The organism is Frigoribacterium sp. PhB24, assembly GCF_003755185.1.
Taxonomy (GTDB): domain Bacteria; phylum Actinomycetota; class Actinomycetes; order Actinomycetales; family Microbacteriaceae; genus Frigoribacterium.
The window spans coordinates 399,366-416,149 of sequence record NZ_RKIC01000009.1 but is presented as its reverse complement, the minus strand read 5'-3'; the positions used below and the strand labels follow the sequence as shown (position 1 = coordinate 416,149).

The window sequence follows — 16,784 nt, the reverse complement described above, 5'->3', positions numbered from 1 at the left end:
CTAGGGGGTGCCGGTCCCCGGGCCGAGGCCGACTCCGTTCCCTTGGCCGTTGCCCTTGCCGTTCCCGTTGTTGCCGGGCCCGCTGTTCCCGCCCGAGGAGCCGACGCCGGGCACCTCGACGGTCGGAGGCGTCACGGGGTCGACCGTGGGCTGCATCGTCGGCTCGACCGGTGCCTCCTGGGACGGGCTGACCTCGTCCGAGGGTGCCGGATCCGCCGGTGACTCGTCAGTGGAGTCCTCCGTCGGCGACGGTGACTCGTCGTCCGACGACTCGGAGGGTGTCATCGAGGGGTCCGACTCGACACTCGGACTCGTGCTCTCGGTCGGGCCGACCACGTCACCGTCGCGGGTGGCGGCCCACCCGATGCCTGCCGCCAGCAGCCCGGCGACGACGATGGCCGCCAGCACGAGTGGCCAGCGCCGACGCTTCCGAGTACCCTCGTGCGGCTCGACGTCGACCGCGAGACCCGTGGCGTCCGCCCCCGAGGCCGCCCCCGCCCCGAGCACCTGCGTGCGAGCGTCGTCCCGGGGCAGGACGCGGGTGGGCGTGTCGCCACCGGGCAGAGCCGCCGTGGCGACGTCGGGAGCGGCCATGACGCGCGTGACGGCGTCGGTCGACCCGGCACCCTGGATCGCCAGCGCGCGGGCGGCCCGTGCGACCTCGGCGGCGCCGGGACGGTCCTCCGGTGCGCGCGAGGTCATGCGCGTCAGCAGCTCAGCCCACCCCACCCCGATCGAGGCCGGGATCTCGGGGTCGCGGGTGAGACGGGCCATGACCGACTCGACGACCGAACCCGTGAACACGCGCCGACCGGTCAGTGCCTCGACCAGGACCAGTCCGAGCGAGTAGACGTCGGACGCCGGGGCCGGCGGACGCCCCTCGGCCTGTTCCGGGCTGACGAAGGCGGCCGTGCCCATCAAGGTGCCCGTGGCCGTCACCCGCGTCGAGTCGATCAGGTAGGCGATGCCGAAGTCGGCGAGCTTGGCCCTCCGGGGGTCGCCCTCGTGGTGGGGCGCCGCGAGCAGGATGTTCGCGGGCTTGACGTCCCGGTGGACGACGCCCGCGCGGTGGACCGCCGCCAGGCCGTCCGCGACGTCGCCGAGCAGCGCCGCCGCCTGGGCGTGCGACAGCGGCCCGTCGGCGAGCACGGTCTGCAGGGTCGGCCCGTCGACGTACTCCATCACGAGGTAGGCGTCGTCGTCGTGGCCGTCTCCCTCGACACGGGCGTCGTAGAGCGTCACGAGCCCCGGGTGGTTGAGCGATGCCAGGAGGCGCACCTCGCTGACCTGTCGGCTGAGGTCGTGGACGTCGTGCCCGTCCGACGAGAACAGTTTCACGGCGACGTCCCGTCCGAGCTCGAGGTCGTGCGCCCGGTAGACGGCCCCCATGCCGCCACGTCCGACGATGGCGTCGAGCCGGTAGCGGCCGCCGATGGTCGAGCCGAGGCGTGGGTCGGCCTGCTCCCGGGGGCTCATGCGTTCGCCTCCCTCGGCGACTCGGCGAGCACCGGTTCTCGACCACGGGCCGACTCACGACTCGTCGCGAGACGCGCGGCGACCACGTCGAGCACGGTCTCTGCCACGGCGGCCTTCGACCCCTCGACCTCGGACACCACGTCACCGGTGGCGTCGATCACGACGACGGCGGTGTCGTCGCTGCCGAAACCGGTCGTCCAGCCCACCGTGTTGAGCACGAGGAGGTCAGCCCCCTTCCGCCGTTGCTTGGCGCGCCCGAGCGAGAGCAGTCCGTCGCGGTCGCCGGCCGTCTCGGCCGCGAAACCGACGACCACCTGCCCGGCCGGACGGCGGGCGACGAGTCCGGCCAGGACGTCGGGGGTGCGCACGAGACGCACGGTCAACTCGTCGCCCGAGTCGTCCTTGCGGATCTTGCCGTCAGCCACCGAGAGAGGTCGGTAGTCGGCGACCGCGGCCGCCATGATGACGACGTCGGCGGTAGGAGCGTGCTCGGCCATGGCGGTCTCGAGCTCGAGGGCCGTGCCGACCTCGACGACGTCGACCGCGGCGTCGGTCTCGAGCGTCTGCCGGACGGCACCGTCGAGAGCGGCGGCGACGACGGTGACGCGGGCCCCGCGTCCGGCCGCAGCCAGGGCGAGCGCCGCGCCCTGCTTTCCGCTCGAACGGTTGCCGACGAACCGCACGGGGTCGAGGGGCTCGCGGGTACCACCGGCGGAGACGACCAGCCGCAGCCCGTCCAGGTCGCCGACCCGCGCCTCCTGACCCCGAGCACCGGGGACGACGGCGGGGGAGGCGCCGACCGGGTCGACCACGCGGGCGAGGGCCACGGCGACGATCTCGTCGGGCTCGCTCAGCCGGCCCGGCCCCACGTCGCCACCGGTCAGCGGACCGTCGTCGGGGCCGACGACGGTCACGCCGCGGGACGTCAGCAGCTCGACGTTCGCGACCGTGGCCGGGTTCCGCCACATCTCGGTGTGCATCGCCGGCGCGACGACGAGAGGTGCCGTGCTCGCGAGGATCGTCGTGCCGAGCAGGTCGTCGGACAGCCCGTGAGCGATCTTCGCCAGGGTGTGCGCGGTGGCCGGTGCCACGACGATCAGGTCGGCTCGCTGCCCCAGGGCCACGTGCCGGACCTCGGCGACGTCGTCGAAGACCGACTCGTGCACGGGGTTGCGACTCGTGGCCTCCCAGGTCGGCGCACCGACGAAGCGCAGCGCGGCAGCGGTGGGGACGACGTGCACGTCGTGTCCGCGCAGCACGAGGCCGCGGACGATCCCGACGGCCTTGTACGCCGCGATGCCGCCGGAGACGCCGACGACGACGGACAGGCGACGCGGGGCGTCGGCGGGGGAGGAGCGGGGGTGGTCGTGCGTCACGGTGGGCCTCGTCGATCGATCCGTCGGTCGGCCGACCCGGTGCCGGGTCGGTAGCGTTGCCCCCCACGATGCCGCATCCCGCGGCCGAGCGTCGGCCCCCGACCCGACGAGACCCCACCCTGAGGACCCCATGTGCACCGTCGTCGTCGCCGTTCAGCCGGGCGCGCCCTGGCCCGTCGTCCTCCTCGGGCTGCGGGACGAGTCGCCCGACCGCCCCTGGGACGAGCCGGGCCCCTGGTGGCCCGACCTCGGCGAGCGGGTGACCGGAGTGCACGACCGGGAGGCGGGCGGCGCCTGGTTGGCGACCGCCCGCGAGCCGAGCCGCGCGAGCGTCGTGCTGAACCGGCACGAGACTCCCGCACGGCCGCCTGGCGGATGGACCACCCGCGGAGCGCTGCCCTTGCGAGCAGCCGCCGACGGCTCCCTGCCGAAGGGACCGCAGACGACCCGCACCTTCAACCTGCTCACCGCGGACCCGGGAGGCGCGGTGCATTCCGTGTGGGACGGCACCGCCACCGAGACGACCCGCCTCGCCCCCGGGGTGCACCTGTTGACGCACGCCGCACCCGACGACCGGTCCGTGCCCCGTGTCGACCGGTGGCTCCCTCGGTTCCGCGACGTCGAGCCTCCCTCCGGTCCTCTGCCGGCGGCGGCCGGGGGCGAGGGCAGCTGGACGCCGTGGCTCGACCTGCTGCGTGAGAGCAGCGCCCTGCCGACGGACGACGACGACGCGCTCGTGCGGGCCGACCTCGTCGACGGGCACCTCTTCCACTCGCTGTCGCTCAGCACCGTCGCCGTCTCGGCCGACGACGTGGCCCACCGACACGTGCGTCTCGACGGCGCGCCCTCGGTCGCGGAGGCGATCGCACGACGCTGACGGAGACGTGCCGACACCCGACCGCTGGGCTGCGACGTCATGTGGAGTCATCGGGAATCACGCTCGCCCCTGCGGCGTTAGTGTCGGGAGGCTCGTCCGACCCCCGACCCCCGACCCCCGACCCCCGAGCCGCAGCAAAGGAACCCTCGTGAAGATCACCGCCGTCCGCACCGTCCGTCGTCTCGCCTCCGTCGGTGTCGCCGCCGCCGCCGTCGTGGCCCTGGCCGCCTGCGCGCCCGCCTCCACCGACGGGGTCGTCCAGTCGACGGGCAACGCCACCGCGGACACGAGCGACGCGCAGAGCCTGTCCGACATCCAGCAGTCCGGCGAGCTCGTCATCGGCACCGAGGGCACCTACCAGCCCTTCACGTACCACGAGGGCGGCTCCGGTGCCCTGACCGGCTACGACGTCGACGTCGCCACCGCCGTCGCCGAGAAGCTCGGCGTCACCCCCACGTTCGAGGAGACCCAGTTCGACGCCCTGCTCGCCGGGCTCTCGGCCGGGCGCTTCAACATCGTCGCGAACCAGATCTCCATCACCGACGAGCGTGAGGTGACCTACGACTTCTCGACGCCGTACACCGTGAGCCGAGGCGTCGTCATCACGTCGGCCGACAACACCGACATCACGTCGCTCGCCGACCTCGAGGGCAAGACGACGGCCCAGTCGCAGTCGAGCAACTTCTACACGACCGCCAAGGACGCCGGCGCCGACGTGCAGGTCGTCGACGGCTGGGCCCAGTCGGTCGCGCTGCTCGAGCAGGGCCGCATCGACGCGACGGTCAACGACGAGCTGACCTTCCTCGACTACGTCAAGACCAACCCCGACCAGGCCGCCGGCATCAAGATCGCGGCGACCACCGACGACGTCTCGCGTTCCGCCCTGGTCACCACCAAGGGCAGTGACGACCTCGTGAAGGCCCTCGACGACGCTCTCGCCGAGCTCAAGGCCGACGGCACCCTGTCGACGATCAGCGAGAAGTACTTCGGCCAGGACGTCAGCGAGTAGGCATGCAGTCTTCCCTCGACCTCTTCTGGCGGTCCCTGTGGCCGATCGTGTCGGGGGCCCTGGTCGCGTCCATCCCGCTCGCGTTCATCTCGATGGCGATCGGCCTCGTCATCGCCGTCGTCATCGCGCTGATGCGACTGTCCGGGCAGGCGTGGCTCGCGGGTCTCGCCCGGGTGTACGTCTCGCTGATCCGCGGCACGCCCCTGCTGGTGCAGCTGTTCGTCGTCTTCTACGGCCTGCCCTCGGTCGGCGTGAGGCTCGACCCGTGGCCGAGCGCCATCATCGCGTTCTCGCTGAACGTGGGCGGGTACGCCGCCGAGGTGATCCGGGCCGCGATCCTCTCGGTGCCGAAGGGCCAGTGGGAGGCCGCCCACACGATCGGCATGTCACGCGGGCTGGCGCTGCGGCGGATCATCCTGCCGCAGGCGGCCCGCGTGTCGGTGCCACCGCTGTCGAACACCTTCATCAGCCTGATGAAGGACACCTCGCTCGCCAGCGTCATCCTCGTGGTCGAGCTGTTCCGTCAGGCGCAGCAGATCGCCGTGGTCTCGAACCAGTTCCTGGTGGTCTACCTCGAGGCCGCCCTGGTCTACTGGGTGATCTGCCTGGTCCTGTCGTTCGGGCAGGACGCCCTCGAGAAGAGATTGGACCGCCACGTTGCCCGCTGACGTCACCCCGCCCCGGACCGCCGGTGCGGCCGACGCACCCGTGCTGACCGTCCGCGGCCTGCACAAGTCGTTCGGTGAGAACGAGGTGCTCCGCGGCATCGACCTCGAGGTCCGGCGCGGACGCGTCGTCGCCATCATCGGCCCGTCGGGCTCGGGCAAGACCACCGTGCTGCGTTCGCTCAACTCCCTCGAGGTGCCCGACGGCGGAGTCGTCACGCTCTCCGACGGCCGGTCGATCGACTTCGGGGGCACGGTCGGCAAGCGCGACCTGCTCGCGCTGCGCGACAGGTCGTCGATGGTCTTCCAGCACTTCAACCTGTTCCCGCACCTCACGGTGCTCCAGAACGTCGTCGAGGGGCCGGTCCGCGTCCAGGGCCGCGATCCGAAGGAGGCGCGAGCCGAGGCCGAGGCGCTCCTCGCGAGGGTGGGACTCGCCGAGAAGGCCGACGCCTACCCCTCCGAACTCTCGGGCGGACAGCAGCAGCGCGTGGGCATCGTCCGCGCGCTCGCGCTGCGGCCCGAGCTGCTGCTCTTCGACGAGCCGACCTCCGCACTCGACCCCGAGCTGGTGGGTGACGTCCTCACGGTCGTGAAAGAGCTCGCCGACGAGGGCTGGACGATGATCGTCGTCACCCACGAGCTCGAGTTCGCCCGCCGGGTGGCCGACGAGCTGCTCTTCATGGACGCCGGGGTCGTCGTCGAGCGCGGCCGACCCGCCGACGTGCTGACGAGGCCGCGAGAAGCCCGCACGCAGCAGTTCCTCCAGCGGGTGCTCAAGCCGCTCGACGACTGACGGGCCAGCCGCGCACGAGACGACCCGCGCCTCCTCGGCCACCGGACCAGGAGGCGCGGGTCGCCGTCGCGGCGGACGCCTAGCCGAACAAGCGGTGCGACGCGATGCGCGCGCCCTCGCCGAGCGAGGCGAGCTTGGCCACGGCGATCTGTGGGTGTATCCGGCCGCCCAGGCCGCAGTCGGTGGACGCGACGACGTTCTCGGGCCCGACCAGCGAGGCGAACCGTTCGATTCGGTCGGCAACGAGCTCAGGGTGTTCGACGACGTTGGTGGCGTGACTGACGACGCCCGGCACGATCTTCTTGCCGGCGGGCAGCTCGACGTCGCGCCAGAGCTTCCACTCGTGGTCGTGACGGACGTTCGCCGCCTCGAACGAGTACGAGCCGGCGTCGATCTCGAGCATGAGGTCGACGATGTGACGGAACTCGACGTCGGTCGTGTGCGGTCCGTGCCACGAGCCCCAACAGAGGTGGAAGCGCACCTGTTCGGGCGGCAGGCCGCGCAGGGCGTGGTTGAGCGCCTCGACCCGGATGCGTGTGAAGGCGCGGTAGTCCTCGACGCTCGGCTCGGGGTTGATCTGGTCCCAGTTCTCGGCGATCGACGGGTCGTCGATCTGCACGGTGAGGCCCGCCTCGACGATCGCCGTGTACTCCTCGCGCAGCACCTCGGCCCAGGCCCAGATGTGCTCTTCGTCGGTGGCGTAGAAGTCGTTCGCGATGCGGGCGCCGCTGCCCGGCGACAACGACGTGATGAAACCCGATGTCGAGCCGCTCGCCTCGAGACCCGCCGTCAGGTTGGCGATGTCCGAGGCGATCGCGGCCTGGCCGACGTAGGCCAACGCGCCCGTCGTGCTCGGGAACGACGTCGCGCCCGAGCCCGTGCCGATGCCCGAGGTCGGGTCGGTGTAGGCGGCGTTGAACGTCTGCCAGTCGCGGCGGTCGGGGAACGACGTCAGCCGCACGTCGCCGGGGGAGGACCGCACGGCCGGCTGGCTGAAGATGTCCGACCCGGTCAGCGAGAGCCCGCTGACTCGCTGGAACGAGTACGACCACCAGGCCCCGTAGTCGACGGCGCTCGTCATGGCCTTGCCGTACTCGCCGTCGCCGACGATCGTGATGCCGAGGTCGTTCTGACGCCGCACGAGATCGACGACGGCATCGGTCAGCAGGTTGTCGAACTCGGGAGTGCGCTCGAGGGTGAAGCCGTCCTCGCCGAGGGCGCGCGCGTCGTTCGCCGCGATCAGCTCGGGTGTGCGCGGCAGGCTTCCCGCGTGGGTGGTCTGGATGCGGCCGGATGTGGTCGTCATGGGTGCTCCGTTCGTCGCCACCACTCTGGCCCTCGACCCCTGCCGTGGGCGACGTCCGCGACACGGGGCGTCACAGCGACGCGGTCGGGAACACCGGGCGGGCGGCGACCGTTGCGTCCTGTGTCGGTCGACGCCGGGCCCCTCGGGGTGCCTCGCTACGATCGACGAGAAGGGACATCGTGACCACCACCTCCTCCGAACCATCCACCGCCCGTCCGGGTTTGTCCGACGACGACGCCCGCCGTCTGCGCACCGACTTCCCGCTGCTCCGGCAGGACGTCAACGGTGAGCCGCTGGCCTACCTCGACTCGGGGGCGACGGCACAGCGACCGACCGCCGTGCTCGACGCGGAACGCCGGTTCCTCGAGACGACCAATTCTGCCGTGCATCGCGGGGCGCACACGCTCGCAGCCCTGTCGACCGAGGCCTACGAAGAGGCCCGCGAGACGGTCGCCCGCTTCGTCGGTGCCGACGTCGACGAGATCGTCTGGACCTCGAACGCGACCGATGCCCTCAACGTCGTGGCGTACGGTGTCGCGAACGCCACGCACGGCCGGGGTGGTGAGGCCGCGCGACGCTTCGCCCTGGCACCCGGCGACGAGATCGTCGTGACCGAGGCCGAACATCACGCCAACCTCGTGCCGTGGCACGAACTCGCGGCGACGACCGGGGCGGTGCTGCGCTTCGTGCCCGTCGCGGACGACGGCACCTGGACCGCGGCCGACGCGGCGTCCGTGATCGGACCCCGTACGCGCCTCCTCGCATTCGCCCACGTCTCGAACGTGACCGGCTTCGTCGCGCCCGTCGCCGAGCTGGTGGGGCTGGCGCACGCAGTCGACGCCCTCGTGGTGCTCGACGCCTGCCAGTCCGTTCCGCACCGGCCGGTCGACCTGCACGCCCTCGACGTCGACTTCGCCGCGTTCTCGGGCCACAAGATGCTGGGGCCCACGGGCATCGGCGTGCTCTACGGTCGTGCCGAGCTGCTGAACGCGCTGCCGCCCTTCCGCACCGGGGGCTCGATGATCACGACGGTCACGATGGACGGCGCCGAATACCTGCCCGCCCCCCAGCGCTTCGAGGCCGGCACGCAGCCCGTGTCGCAGGCCGTCGCCCTGGCCGAGGCCGTGCGCTACCTCGAGTCCGTCGGCATGGACCGCGTACGGGAGCACGAGGAGGCCCTCGCCGATCGACTCGTCCGCGGGCTGAGCACGCTCGAGGGCGTGACGGTCGTCGGACCATCCGCCGGGGTGCCGCGATCGGGACTCGCCAGCTTCGTCGTCGACGGGGTGCACGCCCACGACGTCGGCCAGTTCCTCGACGCCCGGGGCATCGCCGTGCGCGTCGGTCACCACTGTGCGCAACCTCTGCACCGGCGACTCGGTGTGACGGCCACGACACGGGCCAGCACGTACCTGTACTCGTCGAGCGACGAGGTCGACCGGCTCGTCGCGGGGGTCGCCGAGGTCCGCGGCTACTTCGGAGTCGCGGGCCCACCGTCGCCCGACGAGAAGACCGAGGAGGCGCGGTGAGCGCCGCCCTCGACGGCCTGTACCAGCAGGTCATCCTCGATCACGCCAAGGCGCGGCACGGCGACGGCGAGCTGCCGTCGGCCGACGCGCAGCACTACGAGCGCAACCCGACCTGCGGCGACGAGATCACCGTCCGAGTCGCCCTCGAGCCCGGCACGGACCGCATCGCCGACCTGCGCTGGCAGGGCGCGGGCTGCAGCATCTCGATGGCCTCGGCCTCGGTGCTTGCGCAGCTCGCTCCGGGCCGCTCCTTGCCCGAACTCGACGCCCTCGTCGCGGAGTTCCGGGACATGATGCGGTCCCGAGGCGCCGGGGAACCCGACGACGAGGTGCTCGGCGACGCCGTCGTGTTCCACGGGGTCTCGAAGTTCGTCATGCGGGTCAAGTGCGGCATGCTCGCCTGGGTCGCGGCCGAGGCGTGTTCGAGCGAGTTGCGAGCGGCCTGAGCCGACCGTGGCCGCGTCGCCGGTCGGCGGGGTCCCCGGCCGGTCGTCGGCCCACGACTAAAGTGGTTCCCGCCCCTCGACGATAGGAACCACCGCCGTGTCCGACCAGACCGACCTCGACCCGAACGCCCTCCCAGCCCCCGGCCTCTCGGCCGTCGAGGCCACCGAGACGACGACCGGCTTCGAGTTGTTCACCGACAAGACGGTCGTGGCCGTCCGCGTGGCCGGCGAGCTGCGCGACCTGGCCACCGAGCTGCAGGCGGGTGACGTGGCCGAGCCCGTCACGATCGACTCGCCCGACGGACTCTCGATCCTGCGGCACTCGGCGGCCCACGTCATGGCTCAGGCCGTGCAGCAGATCAACCCCGAGGCCAAGCTCGGCATCGGGCCGCCCGTCACCGACGGCTTCTACTACGACTTCGACGTCGCCGAGCCCTTCACGCCCGACGATCTCAAGGCGATCGAGAAGGGCATGGAGCGCATCATCCGTCAGGGCCAGCGCTTCCGTCGCCGCGTCGTGACCGACGACGAGGCCCGCGACCTGCTCGCCCACGAACCGTTCAAGCTCGAGCTGATCGGTCTCAAGGGTGGTTCGGCCGACGAGCTCGGCGCGGACGGCGAGTCGGTCGAGGTCGGCGGGGCCGAGCTCACGGTCTACGACAACCTCGACCCGAAGACCGGCGAGGTCATCTGGTTCGACCTCTGCCGAGGTCCCCACGTGCCCAGCACGCGCCTCCTCGGCAACGCCACGAAACTCATGCGTGTGGCGGCCGCCTACTGGCGTGGCTCCGAGAAGAACCCGCAGCTGCAGCGGATCTACGGCACGGCCTGGCCCACCAAAGACGACCTGCGCGCCTACCAGGCCCGGCTCGAGGAGGCGGCCAAGCGTGACCACCGCAAGCTCGGCGCCGAGCTCGACCTCTTCTCGTTCCCCGACGAGATCGGCTCGGGTCTGGCCATCTTCCATCCCAAGGGCGGCATCATCCGTCGTCAGATGGAGGACTACTCGCGCGAGCGGCACGAGAAGGCCGGATACGAGTTCGTCTACACGCCGCACATCACCAAGGCGAACCTGTTCGAGACCTCGGGCCACCTGGGTTGGTACAAGGACGGCATGTTCCCGGCGATGCACCTGGACGAGGCTCGCAACGACGAGGGCGAGGTCACCCGCCAGGGCGCCGACTACTACCTCAAGCCGATGAACTGCCCGATGCACATCCTGGCCTACCGGTCGTCCGCCAAGTCCTACCGAGACCTGCCTCAGCGCCTGTTCGAGTTCGGAACGGTGTACCGCAACGAGAAGTCCGGCGTCATCCACGGCCTCACCCGCGTGCGGGGCATGACGCAGGACGACGCGCACATCTTCACGACACGCGACGACATGGCCGCCGAGCTCAAGGGCACGCTCGACTTCGTGCTCAGCCTGCTGCGCGACTACGGCCTCGACGACTTCTACCTCGAACTGTCCACGAAGGACCCCGAGAAGTACGTCGGTGACGACGACACCTGGGACGAGGCGACGGCGACCCTGCGGCAGGTCGCGGAAGAGACCGGTCTCGAGCTCGTACCCGATCCCGCCGGCGCGGCGTTCTACGGCCCCAAGATCTCGGTCCAGGCACGCGACGCGATCGGTCGGACCTGGCAGATGTCGACCGTCCAGCTCGACTTCAACCTGCCGGAGCGCTTCGACCTCGAGTACACGGCGGCCGATGGCTCCCGGCAGCGACCGGTCATGATCCACCGGGCCCTGTTCGGCTCGATCGAGCGCTTCTTCGGCGTTCTCACCGAGCACTACGCGGGGGCGTTCCCGGTCTGGCTGGCCCCGGTGCAGGTCGTGGCGATCCCCGTCGCAGACGAGTACGGCGACTACCTCGACGGCGTCGTGGCTCGCCTCCGGGAGGTCGGGGTCCGCGCCCAGGTCGACCACAGCGACGACAGGATGCCGAAGAAGATCCGCACGCACACCAAGGCCAAGGTGCCGTTCCAGCTGATCGCCGGCGAAGACGACCGGGCGGCCGGCGCGGTCAGCTTCCGCTACCGCGACGGTTCGCAGGAGAACGGCGTGCCGCTCGACGAGGCCGTCGCCAAGATCGTCACGGCGATCGAGACCAAGGCCCAGGTCTGACCGTGGGCGCCGACGGGCCCGTGGCCGAGTCCTCCGCCGACTTCGCCGCGGTCCCCGACGCGTTCCAGCGACTCTGGACGCCGCACCGCGCCGTCTACGTCGAGGCCGGACAGGGCGCCCACGACGATTCCTGCCCCTTCTGCAGTGCGCCGTCGAGGTCCGACGACGAGGCGCTCATCGTGGCACGGGGACAGCATGCCTACGTGCTGCTGAACCTCTACCCGTACAACCCGGGGCACCTGTTGGTCTGCCCTTACCGACACGTATCGACCTACGACCTCGCCACCCTCGACGAGGTCGCCGAGATCGCCTCCCTGACGCAGATCGCCATGCGGGTCCTGACCCGGGTGTCACACGCTCAGGGCTTCAACATCGGCATGAACCAGGGGCAGGTCGGCGGGGCCGGGATCGCCGCCCACCTGCATCAGCACGTCGTCCCGCGTTACGGCGGTGACTCGAATTTCTTCCCGATCATCGCGCAGACCAAGGCCGTCACGCAGCTGCTCGGCGACGTCCGCCTCGCGGTCGCCGAGGCCTGGCCGACCGGCCGCGCCGATCAGGCCCCGACGGCGTCGCCCGCGGAGTGATCGGGCCTAAGATAGGGCCATCATGAGCGACACGACACCTGCCTCCAGCCCGTCCTCCACCACCGGTTCGAGCCGCGTCAAACGCGGTCTCGCCGAGATGCTCAAGGGCGGCGTCATCATGGACGTCGTCAACGTCGAGCAGGCGAAGATCGCCGAGGACGCCGGCGCCGTCGCGGTCATGGCTCTCGAGCGCGTTCCCGCCGACATTCGGTCCCAGGGTGGCGTGGCCCGCATGAGCGACCCCGACATGATCGACGAGATCGTCGCAGCGGTCTCGATTCCCGTCATGGCGAAGGCTCGCATCGGTCACTTCGTCGAGGCGCAGATCCTGCAGACCCTGGGCGTCGACTACATCGACGAGTCCGAGGTGCTGAGTCCCGCCGATTACGTGAACCACATCGACAAATGGAACTTCACCGTCCCGTTCGTGTGCGGTGCCACCAACCTGGGCGAGGCCCTCCGTCGGATCACCGAGGGCGCGGCCATGATCCGTTCCAAGGGCGAGGCCGGCACGGGCGACGTGTCCGAGGCCACCAAGCACATCCGCACGATCTCGAAAGAGGTCGCTCAACTGCGCGGCCTCAAGGCCGACGAGCTGTACGTGGCCGCCAAAGAGTTGCAGGCTCCCTTCGAGCTCGTCAAAGAGATCGCCGAGACCGGCAAGCTGCCCGTCGTCCTCTTCACCGCCGGTGGCGTCGCGACACCCGCCGACGCGGCCCTCATGATGCAGCTCGGTGCCGACGGCGTGTTCGTCGGCTCGGGCATCTTCAAGTCGGGCAACCCGGCGGAACGCGCCAAGGCGATCGTCAAGGCCACCACGTTCTTCGACGACCCCCAGGTGGTGGCGGACGCCTCCCGCGGTCTCGGTGAGGCCATGGTCGGCATCAACGTCCCCGACCTCCCCGCACCGCACCGCCTCGCCGAGCGTGGCTGGTGACCCGGCGGCCCGTCCGTCGATGAACACCGTTCGAACCCCACGCGTGGGTGTCCTCGCGCTGCAGGGCGACTTCCGTGAGCACCTGACCGTCCTCACCTCGCTCGGGGCCGACGCGGTTCCCGTCCGGCGTCCGTCAGAGCTCGACGAGATCGACGGGCTCGTGCTCCCGGGCGGCGAGTCGAGCGTCATGGACAAGCTCGCACGCGCTTTCGACCTCGACGGCCCCCTTCGTCACGCCATCGGGTCGGGGTTGCCCGTCTACGGCACGTGCGCCGGGCTGATCATGCTGGCCGACCGCATCGTCGACGGCATCCCCGGTCAGCGCAGCCTCGGTGGACTCGACGTGTCGGTCCAACGCAACGCCTTCGGCTCGCAGACCGATTCGTTCGAGACAGACGTCGAGGTCCCGGTCCTCGAGGGCCCACCCGTGCACGCCGTGTTCATCCGGGCTCCCGTGGTCGACCAGGTCGGCCCGGCCGCCACGGCCATCGGCGTCCTCGAGGACGGCCGGGTGGTCGCCGTCGAACAGGGCCCCTTGATGGGCACGTCGTTCCATCCCGAGGTCACTGACGACCTCAGGTTCCACGCGCGCTTCCTCGACAAAGCCCGAGCGCGGGCGTCACGGTAGACTCGTCGAGATCCACGTCAGCATCTGAAGGAGCACCGTGTCCGGGCATTCCAAGTGGGCAACGACCAAGCACAAGAAGGCCGTCATCGACAGCCGTCGCGCCAAGTCGTTCGCCAAGCTCATCAAGAACATCGAGGTCGCGGCCAAGCAGGGTGGGGCCGACATGTCGGGCAACCCGACGCTGGTCGATGCCGTGCAGAAGGCCAAGAAGACCTCGGTCCCCAACGACAACATCGATCGTGCCGTCAAGCGTGGTGCAGGTCTCAGCGGTGAGAGCGTCGACTACCAGACGATCATGTACGAGGGCTACGGCCCGAACGGAGTCGCTCTGCTGATCGAGTGCCTCACCGACAACAAGAACCGAGCTGCCGCCAACGTGCGCACGGTGATGTCGCGCAACGGTGGCACCATGGCCGACCCCGGCAGTGTCGCCTACAACTTCAGCCGCAAGGGCGTCATCGCCGTCATGAAGACCGACGACCTCACCGAGGACGACGTCCTCGCGGCCGTCCTCGACGCCGGTGCCGAAGAAGTCACCGGCCGTGGTGAGGGCTTCGAGATCGTCACCGAGGCGTCCGACCTCGTCCCGGCACGCTCGGCCCTGCAAGACGCCGGCATCGATTACGACTCGGCCGACATCGAGTTCGTCCCGGGGGTCAAGATCGAGGTCGACCTCGAGACGGCTCGCAAGGTGTTCCGGCTCATCGACGCGCTCGACGACGACGACGACGTCCAGAACGTCTACGCGAACCACGACGTCCCCGCCGACGTGCAGGCCGCACTCGACGACGAGGACTAGGTCGTCGGGGTGACGCTCCGGGTGCTCGGCATCGATCCCGGGCTCACCCGCTGCGGGGTGGGTGTCGTCGAGGTCGACGCCCACCGTCGGGCGACCCTCGTGGACGTGCAGGTCATCCGCACCGCTCCTGACCTCGCCCTCGAACAGCGTCTCCTCGTCCTCGGTCGCGGCCTCGAGGCGCTCATCGACGAACACCGGCCGGACGCCATGGCGATCGAGCGGGTCTTCGCCCAGCAGAACGTCCGCAGCGTCATGGGGGTGGCTCAGGTGAGTGGTCTCGCCCTGCGTGCGGCGGCCGAGCGCGAGATCCCCGTCACGCTGCACACGCCGTCCGAGGTCAAGGCGGCCGTGACCGGCTACGGAGCGGCCGACAAGAAACAGGTCGGCACGATGGTCGCCCGGTTGCTGGGCCTCTCGGAGGCACCGAGGCCGGCGGACGCCGCGGACGCTCTGGCCCTGGCCATCTGCCATGCCTGGCGAGGGGCGCCCGTCGCGGCCCGCGCCTCCTCGGGTTCGCTCACGCCGGCCCAGCTAGCGTGGCGCGACGCCGAGAAGTCGGTGCGCACTCCTAGGCTGGGGGCATGATCTCGAGCGTCCGCGGTACCGTCCTGTCCGCGTCCGGAACGACGATCGTGGTCGAGGTCGGCGGTGTGGGCCTCCGGGTGTCGGTCACCCCACAGCTCGCGTTGACGGTCCGGGTGGGCGAGCAGGCGCTCGTGCACACGGCGTTGATCGTCCGAGAAGACGACCTCTCGCTCTTCGGGTTCGCCGACCGTGAAGAACTCGAGGTGTTCGATCTTCTCCGCAGCGTGACGGGCGTCGGACCGAAATCGGCCCAGGGCGTGCTCTCGACGCTCACTCCACACCAGGTCGCGACCGCAGTGGCCGACGACGACGACGCGGCGTTCCGCCGCGTGTCGGGCATCGGGCCCAAGACGGCGAAGCTGATCGTCCTGTCGTTGGCCGGAAAACTCGACGTGGCACCCAGCGCGCCGACGGTCACGGCCGCGTCCACGACCGCCGCCGACGTGCTCGTCGCGCTGGTCGGACTCGGATGGTCCGAGCGCGAGGCCCAAGCCGCGATCGACGCCGTCGCGATCGAGCGGGGTGACGCCGTCGCGGTGGCCGTGCCGCAGCTGCTCCGCGCGGCGCTCGGTCACCTGGGGCCGCAGAAGTCCGCCGGGGCCCGCGCGTGAGCGACGACGACCTGACCCGTCCGACCCTCGAGTCCGAGGCCGAGTTGGCCTTCGAGGGGGCGCTGCGGCCCACCTCGCTCGGTGAGTTCGTCGGGCAGACCAAGGTCCGGGGCCAGCTCGAGCTGCTGCTCAAGGCCGCGACGATGCAGGGCCGCACCCCCGACCACATCCTCCTCGCGGGCCCGCCCGGGCTCGGCAAGACGACTCTCGCCATGATCGTGGCCCACGAGGGGGCCAGGCCGCTACGCATGTCGTCTGGCCCGGCGATCCAGCACGCGGGTGACCTCGCTGCCGTCCTCTCCGCGCTCGTACCGGGCGAGGTCCTCTTCATCGACGAGATCCACCGCATGGCACGGCCGGCCGAAGAGATGCTGTACCTCGCGATGGAGGACTACCGCATCGACATCATGGTGGGCAAGGGCGCGGGCGCGACCAGCATCCCCCTCGAGTTGTCGCCCTTCACCCTCGTGGGCGCCACCACCCGCAGCGGCCTGCTCCCCAACCCCCTGCGCGACCGATTCGGATTCACGGCACACCTCGAGTTCTACGACGAGGCCGAACTGACCGAGGTCCTCCGCCGGGCCGCATCGCTTCTCGGCATCGTCATCGACGGCGCCGCCCTGGCCGAGATCGCCGGTCGCTGCCGGGGCACGCCCCGCATCGCGAACCGTCTCCTGAGGCGGGTGCGCGACTACGCACTCGTCCACGGGCGCGACGCCGACCTGGCGACCGTACGTGAGGCGCTCGACCTCTACGACGTCGATTCGCTGGGGCTCGACCGGCTCGACCGCGAGGTGGTCCAGACCGTGCTCACCCGTTTCGGCGGCGGACCCGTCGGTCTCAACACACTGGCGGTCTCGGTGGGCGAAGAAGCTGACACCATCGAGTCCGTCGTGGAGCCGTTCCTGGTCCGCGTCGGCCTGCTCACCCGCACGCCCCGGGGGCGCATCGCGACACCCGAGGCCTGGCGACACTTCGGTCTGGTGCACGCTTCAGGGGCGCTGTTCGGCGATGACCTATAATTCCTGCAGG

At 70.7% G+C, this 16,784-nt stretch carries 17 protein-coding genes; 14 read left to right on the top strand and 3 right to left on the bottom strand.

What is annotated here, in order from left to right; all coding sequences use genetic code 11:
- Together EDF50_RS02520 and coaBC are read right to left on the bottom strand one after the other, a co-directional pair.
- On the bottom strand, window positions 1-1,476 hold the full coding sequence (locus EDF50_RS02520; protein WP_123517869.1) for a serine/threonine-protein kinase: 1,476 nt from the start codon (window positions 1,474-1,476) through the stop codon (window positions 1-3).
- A complete protein-coding gene (coaBC, locus tag EDF50_RS02515) occupies window positions 1,473-2,804 on the bottom strand; it encodes a bifunctional phosphopantothenoylcysteine decarboxylase/phosphopantothenate--cysteine ligase CoaBC (RefSeq protein WP_123518400.1) in 1,332 nt (443 codons plus the stop codon). Before coaBC ends, EDF50_RS02520 begins: the two co-directional genes overlap by 4 nt.
- A 178-nt stretch (window positions 2,805-2,982) precedes the next feature.
- On the opposite strand from coaBC, the gene EDF50_RS02510 reads away from it, so the two are divergent.
- The 4 genes from EDF50_RS02510 to EDF50_RS02495 all read left to right on the top strand — a co-directional run bounded on the left by EDF50_RS02510 (window position 2,983) and on the right by EDF50_RS02495 (window position 6,199).
- The gene (locus tag EDF50_RS02510; protein WP_158612608.1) at window positions 2,983-3,729 is read left to right on the top strand and encodes an NRDE family protein; all 747 of its coding nucleotides are present in this window, start codon (window positions 2,983-2,985) and stop codon (window positions 3,727-3,729) included.
- 154 nt (window positions 3,730-3,883) lie between these two features.
- Complete coding sequence (locus EDF50_RS02505) at window positions 3,884-4,738, top strand: amino acid ABC transporter substrate-binding protein (RefSeq protein ID WP_123518399.1); 855 nt, start codon at window positions 3,884-3,886, stop codon at window positions 4,736-4,738.
- A gap of 2 nt (window positions 4,739-4,740) precedes the next feature.
- On the top strand, window positions 4,741-5,406 hold the full coding sequence (locus tag EDF50_RS02500) for an amino acid ABC transporter permease (RefSeq protein WP_123517865.1): 666 nt from the start codon (window positions 4,741-4,743) through the stop codon (window positions 5,404-5,406).
- Window positions 5,396-6,199 (top strand): amino acid ABC transporter ATP-binding protein, encoded by an 804-nt coding sequence (locus EDF50_RS02495; protein WP_123517864.1) that lies wholly within the window; start codon window positions 5,396-5,398, stop codon window positions 6,197-6,199. Before EDF50_RS02500 ends, EDF50_RS02495 begins: the two co-directional genes overlap by 11 nt.
- 79 nt (window positions 6,200-6,278) lie before the next feature.
- Here the strand turns inward: EDF50_RS02495 and EDF50_RS02490 are convergent, their stop codons facing one another.
- Window positions 6,279-7,505 (bottom strand): cobalamin-independent methionine synthase II family protein, encoded by a 1,227-nt coding sequence (locus EDF50_RS02490; protein WP_123517862.1) that lies wholly within the window; start codon window positions 7,503-7,505, stop codon window positions 6,279-6,281.
- A 179-nt stretch (window positions 7,506-7,684) separates the two neighbouring features.
- Here EDF50_RS02490 and EDF50_RS02485 point away from each other — a divergent pair, with 179 nt between their 5' ends.
- From EDF50_RS02485 to ruvB, 10 genes are all read left to right on the top strand, one after another.
- A complete protein-coding gene (locus EDF50_RS02485) occupies window positions 7,685-9,034 on the top strand; it encodes an aminotransferase class V-fold PLP-dependent enzyme (protein WP_370453954.1) in 1,350 nt (449 codons plus the stop codon).
- Window positions 9,031-9,480: a Fe-S cluster assembly sulfur transfer protein SufU gene (sufU, locus tag EDF50_RS02480; protein ID WP_123517861.1), complete on the top strand. Its 450-nt coding sequence runs from the start codon at window positions 9,031-9,033 to the stop codon at window positions 9,478-9,480. The genes EDF50_RS02485 and sufU overlap by 4 nt, the downstream gene beginning before the upstream one ends.
- A gap of 187 nt (window positions 9,481-9,667) precedes the next feature.
- Window positions 9,668-11,605, top strand: coding sequence for a threonine--tRNA ligase (gene thrS / locus EDF50_RS02475; RefSeq protein ID WP_233570319.1), 1,938 nt, complete (start codon window positions 9,668-9,670; stop codon window positions 11,603-11,605).
- Between the two features lie 2 nt (window positions 11,606-11,607).
- Entirely contained in the window at window positions 11,608-12,192 is a 585-nt protein-coding gene (locus EDF50_RS02470; RefSeq protein ID WP_233570270.1) for an HIT domain-containing protein, read from the top strand.
- A gap of 22 nt (window positions 12,193-12,214) precedes the next feature.
- Window positions 12,215-13,129, top strand: coding sequence for a pyridoxal 5'-phosphate synthase lyase subunit PdxS (gene pdxS / locus EDF50_RS02465; protein WP_123517856.1), 915 nt, complete (start codon window positions 12,215-12,217; stop codon window positions 13,127-13,129).
- A gap of 19 nt (window positions 13,130-13,148) precedes the next feature.
- Complete coding sequence (gene pdxT, locus EDF50_RS02460) at window positions 13,149-13,757, top strand: pyridoxal 5'-phosphate synthase glutaminase subunit PdxT (RefSeq protein ID WP_123518397.1); 609 nt, start codon at window positions 13,149-13,151, stop codon at window positions 13,755-13,757.
- Between the two features lie 37 nt (window positions 13,758-13,794).
- Window positions 13,795-14,556 carry a YebC/PmpR family DNA-binding transcriptional regulator gene (locus EDF50_RS02455; protein WP_123517854.1) on the top strand — a complete coding sequence of 254 codons (762 nt, stop codon included), beginning with the start codon at window positions 13,795-13,797 and terminating at the stop codon, window positions 14,554-14,556.
- Window positions 14,557-14,565: 9 nt separating this feature from the next.
- Window positions 14,566-15,141 carry a crossover junction endodeoxyribonuclease RuvC gene (gene ruvC, locus EDF50_RS02450; RefSeq protein ID WP_123517852.1) on the top strand — a complete coding sequence of 192 codons (576 nt, stop codon included), beginning with the start codon at window positions 14,566-14,568 and terminating at the stop codon, window positions 15,139-15,141.
- Window positions 15,138-15,752: a Holliday junction branch migration protein RuvA gene (gene ruvA, locus EDF50_RS02445; protein ID WP_123517850.1), complete on the top strand. Its 615-nt coding sequence runs from the start codon at window positions 15,138-15,140 to the stop codon at window positions 15,750-15,752. Before ruvC ends, ruvA begins: the two co-directional genes overlap by 4 nt.
- Window positions 15,749-16,774: a Holliday junction branch migration DNA helicase RuvB gene (gene ruvB, locus EDF50_RS02440; RefSeq protein WP_123517848.1), complete on the top strand. Its 1,026-nt coding sequence runs from the start codon at window positions 15,749-15,751 to the stop codon at window positions 16,772-16,774. The genes ruvA and ruvB overlap by 4 nt, the downstream gene beginning before the upstream one ends.
- The last annotated feature ends 10 nt before the right edge of the window (window positions 16,775-16,784 follow it).